General features: G+C 60.3%; 14 protein-coding genes and 1 pseudogene. 4 read left to right on the top strand and 11 right to left on the bottom strand.

Translation table 11 applies throughout. From position 1 onward, the window contains the following. Positions 1-108: 108 nt before the first annotated feature. The 5 genes from ACV8MC_RS05480 to ACV8MC_RS05460 form a co-directional block, all read right to left on the bottom strand. Positions 109-873 carry a hypothetical protein gene (locus tag ACV8MC_RS05480; protein ID WP_252877239.1) on the bottom strand — a complete coding sequence of 255 codons (765 nt, stop codon included), beginning with the start codon at positions 871-873 and terminating at the stop codon, positions 109-111. Positions 874-1335: 462 nt separating this feature from the next. Next, on the bottom strand, positions 1336-2085 hold the full coding sequence (tcyN, locus tag ACV8MC_RS05475) for an L-cystine ABC transporter ATP-binding protein TcyN (protein ID WP_076565047.1): 750 nt from the start codon (positions 2083-2085) through the stop codon (positions 1336-1338). A 4-nt stretch (positions 2086-2089) separates the two neighbouring features. Next, positions 2090-2755 (bottom strand): cystine ABC transporter permease, encoded by a 666-nt coding sequence (gene tcyL / locus ACV8MC_RS05470; RefSeq protein ID WP_016772200.1) that lies wholly within the window; start codon positions 2753-2755, stop codon positions 2090-2092. After that, positions 2755-3555 carry a cystine ABC transporter substrate-binding protein gene (gene tcyJ, locus ACV8MC_RS05465; RefSeq protein ID WP_016772199.1) on the bottom strand — a complete coding sequence of 267 codons (801 nt, stop codon included), beginning with the start codon at positions 3553-3555 and terminating at the stop codon, positions 2755-2757. Before tcyJ ends, tcyL begins: the two co-directional genes overlap by 1 nt. Positions 3556-3798: 243 nt before the next feature. After that, entirely contained in the window at positions 3799-4791 is a 993-nt protein-coding gene (locus ACV8MC_RS05460; protein WP_457264689.1) for a D-cysteine desulfhydrase, read from the bottom strand. Positions 4792-4981: 190 nt separating this feature from the next. On the opposite strand from ACV8MC_RS05460, the gene epsC reads away from it, so the two are divergent. After that, the gene (epsC, locus tag ACV8MC_RS05455) at positions 4982-5908 is read left to right on the top strand and encodes a serine O-acetyltransferase EpsC (protein ID WP_024011175.1); all 927 of its coding nucleotides are present in this window, start codon (positions 4982-4984) and stop codon (positions 5906-5908) included. A 473-nt stretch (positions 5909-6381) separates the two neighbouring features. Further along, positions 6382-8343, top strand: coding sequence for a choline transporter BetT (gene betT, locus ACV8MC_RS05450; protein ID WP_457265534.1), 1962 nt, complete (start codon positions 6382-6384; stop codon positions 8341-8343). A gap of 24 nt (positions 8344-8367) precedes the next feature. Here the strand turns inward: betT and ACV8MC_RS05445 are convergent. Continuing rightward, positions 8368-8625 (bottom strand): annotated as a pseudogene (locus tag ACV8MC_RS05445) (hypothetical protein). 161 nt (positions 8626-8786) lie between these two features. On the opposite strand from ACV8MC_RS05445, the gene ACV8MC_RS05440 reads away from it, so the two are divergent. Then, entirely contained in the window at positions 8787-8969 is a 183-nt protein-coding gene (locus ACV8MC_RS05440; protein WP_252869576.1) for a hypothetical protein, read from the top strand. A 193-nt stretch (positions 8970-9162) separates the two neighbouring features. Next, positions 9163-10200, top strand: coding sequence for an L-glyceraldehyde 3-phosphate reductase (mgrA, locus tag ACV8MC_RS05435; RefSeq protein ID WP_457264686.1), 1038 nt, complete (start codon positions 9163-9165; stop codon positions 10198-10200). Between the two features lie 199 nt (positions 10201-10399). Here mgrA and tauD read toward each other — a convergent pair whose 3' ends face one another. From tauD to gshA, 5 genes are all read right to left on the bottom strand, one after another. Continuing rightward, positions 10400-11242 carry a taurine dioxygenase gene (tauD, locus tag ACV8MC_RS05430; protein WP_457264684.1) on the bottom strand — a complete coding sequence of 281 codons (843 nt, stop codon included), beginning with the start codon at positions 11240-11242 and terminating at the stop codon, positions 10400-10402. Between the two features lie 144 nt (positions 11243-11386). Further along, on the bottom strand, positions 11387-12220 hold the full coding sequence (gene tauC, locus ACV8MC_RS05425) for a taurine ABC transporter permease TauC (protein ID WP_150637913.1): 834 nt from the start codon (positions 12218-12220) through the stop codon (positions 11387-11389). Continuing rightward, entirely contained in the window at positions 12217-13011 is a 795-nt protein-coding gene (tauB, locus tag ACV8MC_RS05420) for a taurine ABC transporter ATP-binding subunit (protein ID WP_041477476.1), read from the bottom strand. The genes tauC and tauB overlap by 4 nt, the downstream gene beginning before the upstream one ends. A gap of 15 nt (positions 13012-13026) precedes the next feature. Beyond that, positions 13027-14004, bottom strand: coding sequence for a taurine ABC transporter substrate-binding protein (gene tauA / locus ACV8MC_RS05415; RefSeq protein ID WP_024011179.1), 978 nt, complete (start codon positions 14002-14004; stop codon positions 13027-13029). A 330-nt stretch (positions 14005-14334) separates the two neighbouring features. After that, positions 14335-15918 carry a glutamate--cysteine ligase gene (gene gshA, locus ACV8MC_RS05410; protein ID WP_041477477.1) on the bottom strand — a complete coding sequence of 528 codons (1584 nt, stop codon included), beginning with the start codon at positions 15916-15918 and terminating at the stop codon, positions 14335-14337. Positions 15919-16004 lie beyond the last annotated feature (86 nt).

The following is a 16004-nucleotide window of genomic DNA, read 5'->3' as shown; positions in this document are numbered from 1 at the left end:
AAAAATTAAATGAACTAACTTTTAGGAATATGCATAGAAGGGTGGATGTTCGGCTTGGTTAACGAGGTTCAGGTGAGAGATAACTGACCTCCCACCCCTGAGCAGGTCTCACTTGGTACGTGATTCGGCGGCCTTGAATTCGGGCTTCAGGTGGACTTTCACGTACGGATTCACGCAACCGATTTTCAGTGTGCGCGGCGGCGCCCATCGCGAATTGTTGCCCACCCGGTCGAGGATGCAGTACGTCACGTCCAGTCGCAGGTCTTCGCCCGCTTCGACAATCACCGCCGGTGGCACCCAGACCTGAATCGGCAGCCCGACGTCGGCCGCAGTGAGCGCCGCCAGATCCATGCGCACATCGCCCCAGCGCAATGTGATGGCGTCGTCTTCGGCCATGTTCAGATAAGGCTCGATAGTCAGCGGCACGCCGCGTTTGATCTGGCTGGGGTTGACGCCCTGGCGGCGAATCGCTTCGGGGATGATCACCGGTGCCAGTTGCTGGTTTTCATCTTCGCAGTGCGCAGCGGGCTGGCCACCCGGGCAATCGAGTTTGACCTGTATCCGCGTCGTTGCCGAAAGCGCGGCGCCCTGGCCGACCTGCATCACGCGGTAGTGAATGCGCGCGGTGCCGTTGGTGATGAAACTCTCCGGCACCCGCAGGCTGACCGACTCGCCCACATCGGCCGCGCTGAGGACTTTTGACGCGACATAGCATTTGTCCCAGAACAGTTCGATCAGATCGCCAACGTCCATGTCGCAGTAGGGCGGCACGTCGATGAGCAGGTGAGCTGCCGTTGCCAGGTTGATGCCGGTTTTTTGTGCGCATGCCAGCGTTGGCGCTGCAAGTTCGGGTGTGTGCGAAGTGCGGGTCATCGGTTTCTCTCCTTGAAGTCTTGCAGCGAAATCCGTTTCTGGAAAACAAAAAAGGCGCGAATCAACTGGCAATAAAAGCGACAAGTATTTGCTCGGTATTAGTGCGGGTTGTTTGAACTAATGGGCGCCGGTTGCCGACTAGATAAAAGTCTGCGGAGAGGGGTGTCAATAGAGGGGATTAGTTAATGCGTAAATTACAAGTTAATCAGAAAGCTCCTACGTCATCGAGGCACTAAGCCTAGGCGTAAGCGCGAAATCAGCTACAGATAAACAGCGGTTTCGCGGCGTTTTGTGCGGGTTCGTTCACCGGCAAACGTGTGGAAATATGACGAGTCGAGAACGTGCGTCATCGTTGCGCAATGTATATCTGCGCGCACAAGTAATAAATATTTAGAAGAATGAAATGCCGGGGGAGGGATAACTTCCGTCCGTGGAAGTTGAGGGCTGTGGCAGAGAAAGTTCTCAGGCGTGATTCAGAAACTTGCTGAGAAACTGTTTGGTGCGTTCTTCTTTCGGGTTGGCAAACAGTGCCTTGGCTTCACCTTGTTCAACAATTACGCCCTTGTCGAAAAACACCACGCGATTGGCCACGTCACGGGCAAAACCCATTTCATGGGTGACAATCACCATGGTGCGATTTTCTTCGGCAAGACCGCGGATGGTCGCCAGCACTTCGCCGACCAGTTCCGGGTCGAGGGCGGAGGTCGGTTCGTCGAACAGAATGACTTCCGGCTCCATCGCCAGCGCCCGGGCGATTGCCACGCGCTGTTGCTGGCCACCGGAAAGCCGGCGCGGATACGCGTCCTCCTTGCCGGCAAGCCCCACTTTGGTCAGCAGCTTTTTACCCAGAGCAACTGCCTGGTCGCGCGGCATCTTCTTGACCACGATCGGGCCTTCGATGACGTTTTCCAAAGCGGTGCGATGGGGGAACAGGTTGAAGTTCTGGAACACGAAGCCGACGTGCTGGCGCAGGTTGCGCACCAGACTTTGCTGCTGGTTCAGCGGACGGCTGGTATCGATTTCGATATCGCCGACCTTGATCCGGCCGCTGGTGGGTTCTTCGAGGAAATTCAGGCAGCGCAGGAACGTCGTTTTCCCCGAACCACTGGGACCGATGATCGCGACGACTTCGCCTTCCTTTACCTCAAGGTCGATGCCGTTGAGCACGACCTGTCCCTTGAATTGCTTGGTCAGTTTTTCCACGACAATCATCGCGTCAGGACTCCTGGTCGTGCCGATTGACCCGCTCTTCCAACTTGTTCTGCAAGTGCGAAAGCACCGTGGCCAGAATCCAGTAGATCAGCGCGGCGGCAAGATACATGGTGAAGACTTCAAAAGTCCGGGCGGTAATCAGCTGCGCCTGACGGAACAGCTCCGGCACCTGAATGGTCGCGGCCAGCGCCGTGTCCTTGACCAGCGAAATGAAGCTGTTGCCCAGCGGCGGTAATGCCGTGCGCATCGCTTGCGGCAGGATGGCCCGGCGCAGGGTCTGCGCGCGGGTCATGCCGATACTCGCAGCAGCCTCCCACTGACCGCGTTCGATCGAACCGATCGCGGCCCGAAGGATTTCACAGGCGTAGGCGGCCATGTTCAGCGAGAAACCGATCAGCGCTGCTGGCAGCGGATCAAGCTCCATGCCCAGTTGCGGCAAGCCGTAATAGATCACGAACAACTGCACCAGCAACGGCGTGCCGCGAAAGAACGACACGTAGATGCGGGCCAGCCAGCTGACCGATTTGAAGCGCGACAGGCGCATCAGCGCGAGGCCGAAGCCCAGCAGCAGACCGAAGAACATCCCGCCGAGGCTGAGGACTACCGTGTAGTACGCGCCCTTCAACAGAAAGGGCGCGGAATCCAGCGCGAGTTGGAAAGCCTCTTCCATTATTTAGTGACGTCTGCGTTGAAGTATTTCTTCGACAGTTTCTCAAGAGTGCCGTCAGCACGCAGTTCGTCGAGCGCCTTGTTCACCGCAGCCAGCAGTTCAGGCTCGCCTTTGCGCAGGGCGATACCGGATTCCTGACGCGAGAAGGCCTCACCGGCAGCTACGGTTTTCGGGGCTTTCTTGGCGTATTCGAGGGCAGCCAGACGGTCGATCAGGATGGCATCGGTACGACCGTTGTTGAGGTCGGCGAATTTGGTCGGATCATCATCGTAGGTGCGCACGTCAGCACCCGGCACGTTGGCGCGGACCCACTGCTCGTAGTTGGTACCCAGGCCGACACCGACTTTCTTGCCGGACAGGTCAGCGGCAGTCTTGATGTTCAGCGCCGACTCTTTGCTTTTCAGCACGAGGGCCTGAATGCCAGAGACGGTATACGGTTCGGAGAAGTCGTACTTCTTCTTGCGCTCGTCGGAAATGGTCACTTGGTTGACCACCAGATCCAGACGCTTGGATTCCAGTGCGGCGAGGATGCCGTCCCATTTGGTCGGCTGAATCTTGGCCTTGACGCCGAGCTTTTGCGCCAGCGCTTCGGACAGCTCCACTTCAAAACCCGACAGCTTGCCGTTCTCGTCGACATAGCTGAACGGGGGGTAAGTGCCTTCCAGGCCGACGTTCAGAACGCCCTTGTCCTTGATCTGTTGCAACTGCTCACCGGCCACTGCCTGACCGATCAGGCCGGCGCTGAGCGCAAGACCCAGCGAACCGACCAGCAGAGTGCGACGTAGTGCGGAAAAATTCATGACAAGCCCCTGTGTTTTCTTATGGAAGACGCTTAAGGAATGTAGGCAAATTGGTGATCTGGACGACAGCGCTATCCTGCCTTAAAGCAGCTTAAGCGTCTCGCCCGAAATTCGCCTGCGGCGAGACTATAAGATGTGATCGTTAGACTTGAAAATACTTAATATCAATTTTGATATTCACTTTCTGCATAAGATCATTCCCACGCTCTGCGTGGGGAACAATCACCATCTCTTGATCTGCTCTTACAGAAAATCCTTGTAGGCAAACAACGCCGGCGCGCCCCCGGTGTGCAGGAAGATGATCGGGCCGTCATCGAATCGCTGCCGGCCAATCCCGTCTAACAGGCCGGCCATGGCCTTGCCGGTGTACACCGTGTCAAGCAACAGACCTTCCTGAGCCGCCAACAGTTTCACCGCCGCCAAAGTACCGGCATTCGGCTCGCCGTAACGCGGGCCGAAATATTCGTCCCACAGCTTGACCTTGAAACTGGCCGGCAACTCGATGCCCAGCAGCTCAGCGGTGCATTCGGCCAAACCCTGAACCTTCGGGCGCTGATCTTCTTCACTGCGCGAAACGGTCACGCCGATCACCGGCAGTTGCGGCAGCACCTCACTCAGCGCCAGTCCGAGACCACTGTGAGTACCGGCACTGCCTGAAGCCAGCACCACAGCGGCGAAATCGAGGCCGCTGTCCTTGATCTGCTCAGCCAGTTCCAGCCCGGCGCGCACATAACCCAGAGCACCAAGGGCGTTGGAGCCGCCGATCGGCACCAGATACGGCTTCTTGCCGTTGCTGCGCAGGCGCACGGCCAGGGCGGCCAGTTGTTCGTCGGCATTATCGAGGTTGTCGACCAGCTCGACTTTGGTGTCGAACAGATCCAGCAGCAAGCGGTTGCCGTTGCCGGTGTAATTTCCATCATCAGTGCCGAGCGGGTTTTCCAGCAGCGCCACACAACCGAGGCCGAGTTTCGCGGCCAGCGCGGCGGTCTGGCGCACGTGGTTCGATTGCAACGCACCGGCCGTGATCAGCGTGTCAGCACCTTGCGCGAGCGCGTCGGCGGCCAGGTATTCGAGTTTGCGTAGCTTGTTGCCGCCCATCGCCAGCGGCGTCAGGTCATCGCGCTTGATGTACACCTCGCGACCAAGCCAGGTGGACAGGCGTTCGAGTTTTTCCAGCGGAGTAGGGTGGCTCAGCAGTTCGAGACGGGGGAAGCGTTGCAGCTGTTGTTTGATCATGGGTCCGTACTGGCGCAGAAGAATGAAAGGACTATAGGCACGCGTTTTTGCCCGGGCAACCGCCAATCGCTTATAGCCAAATGGACTGGGGCCAGCACTATCGGTTCTTAATTCGTCGGCAAAGGCATGCCGTAAAGTAGGCGCCGTTGACGCGGCCAGACAGTCCGGCCGCCCGTGAGGAGTCTTTACCGTGAGCGAGCGTTCCAGCCATTGGCAATTGCAGACCATCGTCAGCCAGCTGCGCAGCGCGCGGGATCAGTGGCGCGCACAGAATGGTCGCGCTTCAGGGGAGCAGGGTGGGCGCGAGTTGCCGTCGCGTGCGGCGATGGCGGAGATCCTCGAGGCGCTGTGTGGCGCGCTGTTCCCGATGCGTCTGGGGCCGGTCGATCTGCGTGAAGAAAGTGAAGACTTCTACGTCGGCCACACGCTTGATGTAGCGCTCAATGCATTGCTGGCGCAGACGCGCCTGGAGCTGCGTTACGTTGCCCGCCACAGCGCGCAGGACGACAGTGAAGTCGAGACCCGCGCCATTCAGATCGTGCAGGATTTTGCCCTCGCATTGCCGGGTTTGCGCACGCTGCTCGACACCGACGTGCTGGCGGCCTACCACGGCGACCCGGCGGCGCGCAGCGTTGATGAAGTGCTGCTGTGCTATCCGGGCATTCTTGCGGTGATTCACCATCGCCTCGCGCACCATTTATACCGCGCCGGACTGCCGCTGCTGGCGCGGATCAGCGCGGAGATCGCCCATTCGGCGACGGGCATCGATATCCACCCGGGCGCGCAGATCGGCCGCAGTTTCTTTATCGATCACGGCACAGGCGTAGTGATTGGCGAAACCGCGATCATTGGCGAACGGGTGCGCATTTATCAGGCGGTGACTTTGGGTGCCAAGCGCTTTCCGGCGGATGAGGACGGCCAATTGCAGAAGGGCCACCCGCGCCATCCGATCGTTGAGGATGACGTTGTGATTTATGCCGGGGCGACGATTCTCGGACGGATCACCATCGGCAAGGGCTCGACCATTGGCGGCAACGTCTGGCTGACGCGCAGTGTGCCGGCGGGGGCGAATCTGACGCAGGCAAATCTGCAGCATGATGACGGGACGCAGAAGTAGGCCTTGGAATCCTTTTCCCCTCACCCCAGCCCTCTCCCGGAGGGAGAGGGGGCCGACCGAGGTGTTTTGCGTCATACATCGACCTGAAATACCGGGTCGATTATGGATTCGGCACGGTTTCCACAGGTTGGCGCACATTCTGAACATCCCCCAATCAGTCCCCTCTCCCTCTGGGAGAGGGTTAGGGTGAGGGGCTTTTGATTCTTGCTTGGCGCAGTGAACGAATCTCACAAAACCCGCGTCATAAACCTCCTCGGGCGCTGTAGGAAACCTACCGCCCAGCCCTGCGATTAGTCCTTACCACCCCATTCATGTTTAACTTGAACGTTCATTCAAGTTAAACCGGTGGTTCGCTGCCCGCTCACAACAGGAGGCTTGCCTTTGCTGAGTCCGATCATTTCAGCCACGTTTCAACCCTTCGAGGTGCACCTTTCATGAGTGCATCGTCTACCCCCGCCAGCGGTCTGGTGCGCATGAATCCGCCGGTGTTCTACTTCGCCGCGACGGTCATTCTGCTGTTTGGTCTTGTCGTCATCGCCATCCCCGAGCAGGCCGGCGCCTGGTTGCTGGAAGCGCAAAACTGGGCGGCCAACACGGTCGGCTGGTACTACATGCTCGCGATGACCCTGTATCTGATCTTCGTGGTGGTCACCGCCTTATCCGGCTACGGCAAGATAAAACTCGGTGCCGACCACGACGAACCCGAATTCAGTTACCTGTCCTGGGCCGGCATGCTGTTCGCCGCCGGGATCAGCATCACGCTGTTTTTCTTCTGCGTCTCCGAACCGCTGACCCACATGCTCCAGCCACCGCAAGGCGACGCGGGCACGGCGGATGCGGCACGCCAGGCGATGCAGATCCTGTTCCTGCATTGGGGCCTGCATGGCTGGGGCGTGTTTGCCTTCGTCGGCATGGCGCTGGCCTATTTCGCCTATCGGCACAATCTGCCGCTGGCCCTGCGTTCGGCGCTGTATCCGCTGATCGGCAAACGCATCAACGGCCCGATCGGCTATGCGGTGGACGGCTTCGGCATCATCGCCACGGTGTTCGGTCTTGGTGCCGACATGGGCTTCGGCGTGCTGCATCTGAACTCCGGGCTGGACTACCTGTTCGGCATCGCCCACACGCAGTGGATTCAGGTCGGCCTGATCACGCTGATGATGGGTGCGGCGATCATTGTGGCCGTCTCCGGCGTCGACAAAGGCGTGCGGGTGATGTCGGACATCAACATGCTGCTGGCCTGCGGGCTGCTGCTGTTCGTATTGTTTGCCGGGCCGACACAGCACCTGCTCAACACCCTGATCCAGAACGTCGGCGATTACCTCGGCGCGCTGCCGATGAAGAGTTTCGACCTCTACGCCTACGACAAACCGAGCGACTGGCTGGGCGGCTGGACCGTGTTCTACTGGGCCTGGTGGATCGCATGGTCGCCGTTCGTGGGCCTGTTCATCGCGCGGATTTCCCGTGGCCGCACCATCCGTGAATTCGTCTTCGGCGTGCTGTTGATTCCGCTCGGTTTCACCTTGGCGTGGATGTCGATCTTCGGCAACAGCGCCCTGGATCAAGTGCTCAATCAGGGCATGAGTGCGCTGGGCATGTCGGCCATCGACAATCCGTCGATGAGCATTTATCTGCTGCTGGAAACCTATCCGTGGAGCAAGACTGTCATCGCCGTGACGGTGTTCATCAGCTTCGTGTTCTTCGTGACGTCTGCGGATTCCGGCACCGTGGTGCTCTCCACCCTGTCGGCGAAAGGCGGCAACCCGGATGAAGACGGGCCGAAATGGCTGCGGGTCTTCTGGGGTGCGATGACCGCGCTGATCACCAGCGCACTGCTGTTTTCCGGCAGCATCGACGCGTTGAAGTCGGCGGTGGTGCTGACCTCATTGCCGTTCTCGTTGATTCTGCTGCTGATGATGTGGGGCCTGCACAAGGCGTTCTATCTGGAGTCGCAGAAGCAGATCGCGCAGTTGCATTCGCTGGCGCCGGTCTCCGGTTCGCGGCGTGGCACCGGTGGCTGGCGTCAGCGCCTGAGTCAGGCCGTGCACTTCCCGTCCCGCGACGAGGTGTACCGCTTCATGGAAAGCACCGTCCGCCCGGCGATCGAAGAAGTGACCGCCGTGTTCGTCGAAAAAGGCCTGCACGTGGTTACCCAGCCGGATCCGGCGCATGACAACGTCAGCCTGGAAATCGGTCATGGCGAGCAGCATCCGTTCATCTATCAGGTGCAGATGCGCGGCTACTTCACGCCATCGTTCGCGCGCGGCGGCATGGGTTCCAAGCAACTCAACAATCGCCGCTACTACCGCGCCGAAGTGCACTTGAGCGAGGGCAGTCAGGACTACGATCTGGTCGGCTACACCAAAGAGCAGATCATCAACGACATCCTCGACCAGTACGAACGGCACATGCAGTTCCTGCATCTGGTGCGTTGACCGACGGCTGCGCGCCGGGTCTGCTCAGGACTCGGCGCTCAGCAGCATGAACAACACCATTGCTGCTGCCGGCACGCCGAATACCGCGCTGCCAAGCGCTATTTCCGTACCCAGCGGCCGCCCGCATGAACTACGCCGACTGCGCCATTGATCAGGGATCGCAAGCCATAGCGCTGCGAAGCGGTAGGCCATGGTCTGGCGGCTGAAGCCAATGGGGTCGCCGATGTAAAGCATCAGTGCGAGCAGGACCAGGCCGGAGAAAGTGATGATGGTGATGTGCATGGCAGTTTTCGCCTGGTGAATGGGTGTTGCCTGATTGGCCGCCTTCGCGAGCAGGCTCGCTCCCACAATGGATCTCGGCTGGACATGAATTTCATGTTCACAGGAGAACTCTGTGGGAGCGAGCCTGCTCGCGAAGGGGCCAACTCGGTGTCACTTTGAGCATGGCCAATCCAGCGAGGCTGAAGCGCAGGAAAAAATGTGAAACGTTTCAGCAATTGGTCGAACCGGAGGTCGGCGTCGCGCCGCTTGGGCGTATGCTGGACGGGTTGTTCAGAACTGAATATGAAGGCCGCACGCTGCGGCAGAACCTGGGGCTGGTTCGACCTGCAAATCGCTTTGCATGATTGATGGGGCTTTTGTGGCGAGGGGATTCATCCCCGTTCGGCTGCGAAGCAGTCGTAAAACCAGCGCATTCGGTACACCAGATTCGCCGAGGTTTCAGATTTTGGGGCGGCTTCGCCATCCATCGGGGATAAATCCCCTCGCCACAAACGTGTCCGGTTGCAGATGACTAAAAGACAGACAAGAGAGGATTCGATGACTTATACCGCTGCCGAAAATCGCTACGACTCCATTCCCTACCGCCGCGTCGGCCGCAGCGGTCTGGTGCTGCCGGCCTTGTCGCTGGGCCTGTGGCACAACTTTGGCGACAGCACGCCGATCGACACCCAGCGCGCCTTGCTGCGCACAGCGTTCGATCTGGGCATCAATCATTTCGATCTGGCCAACAACTACGGCCCGCCATACGGCAGCGCCGAGATCAATTTCGGTCGCCTGCTGCGCGAAGACTTCAAGCAGTATCGCGACGAGCTGATCATCTCCAGCAAGGCCGGTTGGGACATGTGGCCCGGCCCGTATGGTCAGGGCGGCGGTTCGCGCAAATACGTGCTGGCCAGCCTCGACCAGAGCCTGCAACGCCTCGGTCTGGACTATGTGGACATCTTCTATTCGCACCGCTTCGACCCGGACACCCCGCTGGAAGAAACCGCCAGCGCCCTCGCCACCGCTGTGCAGCAGGGCAAGGCGCTGTACATCGGTATCTCGTCCTATTCCGGGGTGAAAACCCGCGAGATGGCCGGGCTGCTGAAAGAGTGGAAAGTGCCGCTGCTGATTCATCAACCGGCGTACAACCTGCTCAATCGCTGGGTGGAAAAGGATCTGCTCGACACCACCGATGAACTCGGCACGGGCGTCATCGCGTTCACGCCGCTGGCGCAGGGCTTGCTCACCGACAAATACCTCAACGGCGTGCCGGCCGATGCGCGAGTCAATCGCCCGGGCGGCGGCTCGCTGCAGGCTTCGCACTTGTCCGAGGCCAACATCGCTCACGTGCGAGCGTTGAACGAGATCGCCCAGCGTCGCGGCCAGAGCCTGGCGCAACTGGCACTGGCGTGGACGCTGCGTGATCCACGAGTGACCTCGGCACTGATTGGTGCGAGCCGGCCGGAGCAGATTGTCGAGAACGTTGGGGCGTTGAAGAATCTGAGCTTCAGTGCAGAAGAGCTGGCGGAGATTGACCGGTTTGCCCAGGAGGGCGGGATCAATCTTTGGGAGAAGCCTTCGACGGCGGAGTGAGCCACCCTCACCCCAGCCCTCTCCCAGAGGGAGAGGGAGCCGACCGAGGTGTCTTGCGTCTTACATCGACCTGAAATACCGAGTCGATTATGGATTCAGCAAAGTACGTTCAGGTCGGCGTACTTCTACAGCATCCCCAATCAGTCCCCTCTCCCTCCGGGAGAGGGTTAGGGTGAGGGGCTTTTGCCTTTAAAAGGGCTCAGCGAAAAAACGGCACATCCCCCAACACCGTCGCCCGCTGCATCACCCGCCGCGCCGGGCGGTAATCGTCCACCGCGTAATGCTGCGTCACGCGGTTGTCCCAGAAAGCGATGTCGTCCTTCTGCCAGCGCCAGCGAATGGTGAATTCCGGCCGTGTCGCGTGGGCGAACAGAAACTTCAGGATCGCCTCGCTCTCGGTTTCCGACAATTCGTTGATCTTTGAGGTAAATCCTTCATTGACGAATAGCGAGCGCCGCCCGCTCACTGGGTGGGTGCGAATCACCGGGTGCGACAGCGGCGGATTCTTGCGCCGCGCTTCTTCCCACTGCGCCAGCGCCTCAGGCGTGTTGCCGTAGCGCTCGAGCGGAAACGAACGAGTGAAATCGTGGGTGGCCGTCAGACCTTCGAGCAGGGACTTCATTGGCTCCGACAACGCTTCATACGCAGCAATGCCGCTGGCCCACAACGTGTCGCCACCGAACTCCGGCAGCAACTTGGCGCTGAGCACTGCGCCCATCGCGGGCGTTGGCAGGAAGGTCACGTCGGTGTGCCAGATCGCGTTATCGCGCACGTCGGTGACGGCGGTGTCGAGGATCAGCACTTCCGGTTGGTCCGGCACGTTCGGGTAGATCGGATGAATGTGCAGGTCGCCGAAATAATGCGCGAAGCGTGCCTGCTGTGCCGGCTCGATCGGCTGGTTGCGGAAGAACAACACCTGATATTTGAGCAACGCCTGTTCGATGGCGTCGCGGTGTTCCAGGCTCAGCGGCTGGCTGATGTCGACGCCACTGATCTGCGCGCCGAGGGCCGAGCTTAACGGGGTGATGTTGAGGGTGCTCATGGTCGTTCTCTTCGAATTCGGAGTGTCATGCTTTTGTGGGAGCGAGCCTGCTCGCGAATGCAGAGTGTCAGGCGACAGTGCAGTGAATGATCTGACGCTTTCGCGAGCAGGCTCGCTCCCACAGGGGAATTTTCACAAGGCGATTTAGTGCGCCTGGCCGTGCCACGGCACCAGTCTGCGCTGCAATGCGCGCAGGCCCATTTCCATGGCGAAGGCGATCAGGGCGATGACCAGAATTCCCAGCACCACGACATCTGTGACCAGGAATTGCGCAGCCGACTGCACCATGAAGCCCAGGCCACTGGTGGCCGCGATCAGTTCAGCGGCGACCAGGGTCGACCAGCCAACCCCCAGGCCAATGCGCACGCCGGTGAGAATGTCCGGCAGTGCGCTGGGCAGAATCACATGGCGAATCAACTGCACGCGCGTCGCGCCCAACGACTGCGCCGCGCGCAGTTTTGCTGGGTCGACGGTACGCACGCCAGTCGCGGTGGCAATGGCAATCGGCGCAAAAATCGCCAGGTAGATCAGCAGCACTTTCGACAACTCGCCAATGCCGCACCAGATCACGATCAGCGGCAGATACGCCAGCGGCGGGATCGGGCGGTAGAACTCGATCAGTGGATCGAGCACACCGCGAGCGATGCGGTTTGCACCAATGGCAATACCCACCGGCACGGCGGTGAGAATCGCAAAAGCGAGACCCAGGCCGATGCGGCTCAGGCTCGCGCCCAGGTGCTGCCACAGCGTCGAATCCATATATCCCGAGGTCGCCAGCAGCCAGCCTTTTTGCAGCACGGCAGAGGGCGGTGGCAAGAACAGCGGTTCGATCAACTCGGTAGCGGTCACCGCCCACCAGACCGCCAACAGGCCGAACAGGGTCAGCAGGCTGATCCAGCGAGTGCTGAGGCTGCGGCGCAGCGGGATGCTCACCGAAGGTGTTTTCACCGCCGCAGCGGAAACGTCGTAACTGCTCATGCGCGCTCCTGCCGGGGTACGGCGCTGCGTTGCGAGAAGACTTTGCTCAGCACGTGCTCGCGGGTTTCGATAAAACGCGGATCGGACTTGATCGCGCGGGCCGACTCGCCAGCGGCATAACGCTGACCAAAATCCAATTGCAGGCGCTCGACGATCTGCCCCGGATTCGGTGCCAGCAGAATCAGGTCCGTGGCGAGGAACACCGCTTCTTCAATGTCGTGGGTAATCAGGAAAACCGGTTTGGCAGTGCGCTGCCAGACTTGCAGCAACAGCTCCTGCATCTGCTCGCGAGTGAACGCATCAAGCGCACCGAACGGCTCGTCCATCAGCAACACGCGCGGGTCGGCGGCGAGGGCGCGGGCGAGGCCGACGCGTTGTTTCTGGCCACCGGACAATTGCCAGATGCGCCGGTCTTCGAAGCCGGCGAGATCGACCAGCGCGAGCATTTCACGGGCGATTTTTTCCCGCTTGTCCTTGCCGACACCGGCCAGTTCGAGGCCGAAAGCGACGTTGGCCAGCACGTCCTGCCAGGGCAGTAAAGCGTCGTCCTGAAACACCACGCCCCGTTCGGCGCTCGGGCCTTTGACCGGCACGCCGTCAAGGGTGATGCGCCCGGCACTCGGCTCGACGAAGCCGGCAATCAGGTTCAACAGCGAAGTCTTGCCACTGCCGGACGGGCCGAGGGCGACCAGCAATTGCTGCGGCCCCAGGGTCAGAGAAATATCCGCCAGCACCGGCTCCGGGCTGCCCGGGTACTGTGCGCTGATGCGCTCCAGCTGTAGCAAGGCCATCGCTGTATCTCCCGATCAGTTGGTGATGTATTTGGCGCTGACGTAAGGCGCGTAGTCCGGCAGCACGGCTTCGACCTTGCCTTGCTCCTTGAGGAACGCGGCGGTGTCGGTGATGGCTTTGGTGGTCGGCGCGCCGAGGTCACTGACCTGATCCGCCGCCAATGGGTAGACGTTGCCCTGCAGCAGCAATGGGATGTCGCTGGCCTTGGCGCCGGAGAGTTTGACCAGTTTGTCGACGTTGCTCTGGTTGGCCAGCCAGGCCTGCGGATCCTTGCGGTAAGCGGCGTAGGCGTCGAGGGTGACCTTGGCGAATGCGGTGACGATTTCCGGGTGCTTCTCGGCGAAGTCCTTGCGCACGATCCACGCGTCGAAGGTCGGCGCGCCGAACTTGGCCAGTTCGCCGGAGGTGATCAGCACTTTGCCGTTTTCCTTGGCGACGCCCAGTGCCGGATCCCAAACGTAAGTGGCGTCGATATCGCCGCGTTTCCACGCCGCGATGATGGCTGGCGGCGCGAGGTTGAGCACGGTGACTTTCGACGGGTCGATGTTCCAGTGCTTGAGCGCCGCGAGCAGGCTGTAGTGCCCGGTGGACACGAATGGCACGGCGATTTTCTTGCCGATCAGATCCTGCGGAGTCTTGATGCCGGAACCGTCACGCGCGACCAATGCTTCAGCGGCGCCGATTTGGGTGGCGATGAGGAAGGTTTCCACCGGCACTTTGCGCGTGATCGCAGCGGTCAACGGGCTCGAACCGAGATAGCCGATCTGCACATCGCCGGACGCGATGGCGGCAATGATGTCGGCACCGTTATCGAATTTGCGCCAGCTGATGTCAGCCTTGGTGGCTTTCTCGTAGGCGCCGTCGGCCTGAGCGACCTTGGCCGGGTCGACGGTAGTCTGGTAGGCGACGGTGAGATCGGCCGCCTGGGCCAGGAAGCTTGCAGCGGCCAGCGAGGCGGCGGCGAGCAGGCGAAGCGGGAAATTCAGTTTCAATTGAGAGCTCCAGATCAGGCGACCGAATGTCGGCGTGAATGGAGACTAAATGATCTAAGAATCGCGAAATAAATAACTTTTTCGAATGAGCTTATGAGCGGAAAAATCTAAGGATAGGAGAGGGTGTGGGGATTTCGGATGATTCGTTCGACGTCAGAACTTTGCCCCCTCACCCCAGCCCTCTCCCCCCAGGGGGGCGAGGGGGAAAGGGAGCTGATCTTCATGCTTTTCAAGGCCTGAGTTCGGCCCGGTATTTCAGGTCGGTGCAGCTCGCAAGAACAACGCGGTCAGTCCCCTCTCCCTTTGGGAGAGGGTTAGGGTGAGGGGCTTTTAATTGCTGATGGCGAGGATGCTCGCCTGATACGCGCCAACAAACACATCGAAATCGCCAACCTCGTTTTGCTCAAGCTCGGTCTGCTGTGCCAGCGACGCGCGCGCCAGCTCTTCAAACTTCGCTTGCTCGTCAGCCGCCAACGGCTCGCTGCGGAAGAACTCGGCGTGGGTCTGGCTCTGGCGCAGGGAGAACTGCGCAAAGCTTTCCTTGTGCTCAGCCATGGCCGCCAGCACCTGCGCCGATGGGGTCAGGGACGGGTCGTTGACCTTGGCCAGTTGCGCATCCAGCGCCTTGCTGTGGGCATCGCCGCCGACGCTCTGGTCGAGCATCGCCGCCAGCGGAGCAATCTGTTCCAGCAGTTCGGCCGCCCATTGCTTCATCTCGACCGGTTGACCGTCACGCTGCAATTGCAGGCCCGGACGGCGACCTTCCTTGACCACGCTGAGGAAGTTCGAGGTGGCGTTGCCGCACGAAGTGTTGGTCAGCAGCGGGCTGTCGTTCAGCGCGCAGTACAGCAGGAAGGCGTCGATGAAGCGCGATTCGGTGAGGTCGATGCCCATCGGCAGAAACGGGTTGATGTCCAGGCAGCGCACTTCGACGTACTGGATGCCGCGCGCCATCAGCGCCTGGATCGGCCGCTCGCCGGTGTAGGTCACGCGTTTCGGGCGGATGTTGGAGTAGTACTCGTTTTCGATCTGCAGGATGTTGGTGTTGAGCTGCACCCACTCGCCATCCTTGTGCGTGCCGACTTCCACGTATGGCGCGTAGGGCGTGGCCACGGCTTCGCGCAGGCTGTCGGTGTAGCTCGCCAGGTCGTTGTAGCACGGTGTCAGGCCGGCCTGGGCATTGCTCTGATAACCGAGATCGCTCATGCGCAGGCTGGTGGCGTACGGCAGATACAGCGTGTCCGGATCGAGCTGCTCGAGCTGATGCGAACGCCCGCGCAGGAAGCCGGCGTCCAGCGCCGGCGAGGCACCGAACAGGTACATCAGCAGCCAGCTGTAGCGACGGAAGTTGCGAATCAACGCGATGTAGGACACCGACTGGAAATCGCGATCGGTGCCGACGAAGCCTTCGGCCTCGCGCAGCAATGGCCAGAGCTGTTCCGGCAGGGAAAAGTTGTAGTGAATCCCGGCAATGCATTGCATGGTCTTGCCGTAACGCAGGGCCAGGCCCTTGCGATAAACGTACTTGAGCTGACCGATGTTGGAGGTGCCGTAATAGGCGATCGGAATATCTTCCTCGGCCGGCAACGGGCACGGCATCGATGGACTCCACAGGTACTCGTTGCCGAGTTTGCTGTAGGCAAAACGATGAATCTTGTCCAGGCTCGCCAGCGTGTCGGCAGGATCCGGCAGGGCAGGCGTAATGAATTCCAGCAGCGACTCGGAGTAGTCGGTGGTGATCTGTTCGTTGGTCAGCGCGGAACCCAGGGCTTCGGGGTGCGGCGTTTGCGCCAGGCGACCTTCACTGGTCACGCGCAGGCATTCACGTTCGATACCGTGCAGGCACTGCTTGAGCAGAGAGAGGTTAGCGCGCTCGCCGAGCAGAGCCAGGCGGCGGTTGAGAAGTTCGCTCAATTTGGATTCCTTCACGCGTCAGTCGCCCCAATATGGGGGTGGGCAAGACGGTCTACAAGGGTGAAGTTGAAACTGGCGTTATCGCC

The organism is Pseudomonas sp. PK-RTE-24 (assembly GCF_054052265.1).
Note: the sequence above shows the minus strand (reverse complement) of the source record. Positions and strands in the feature narration are given on the sequence as shown.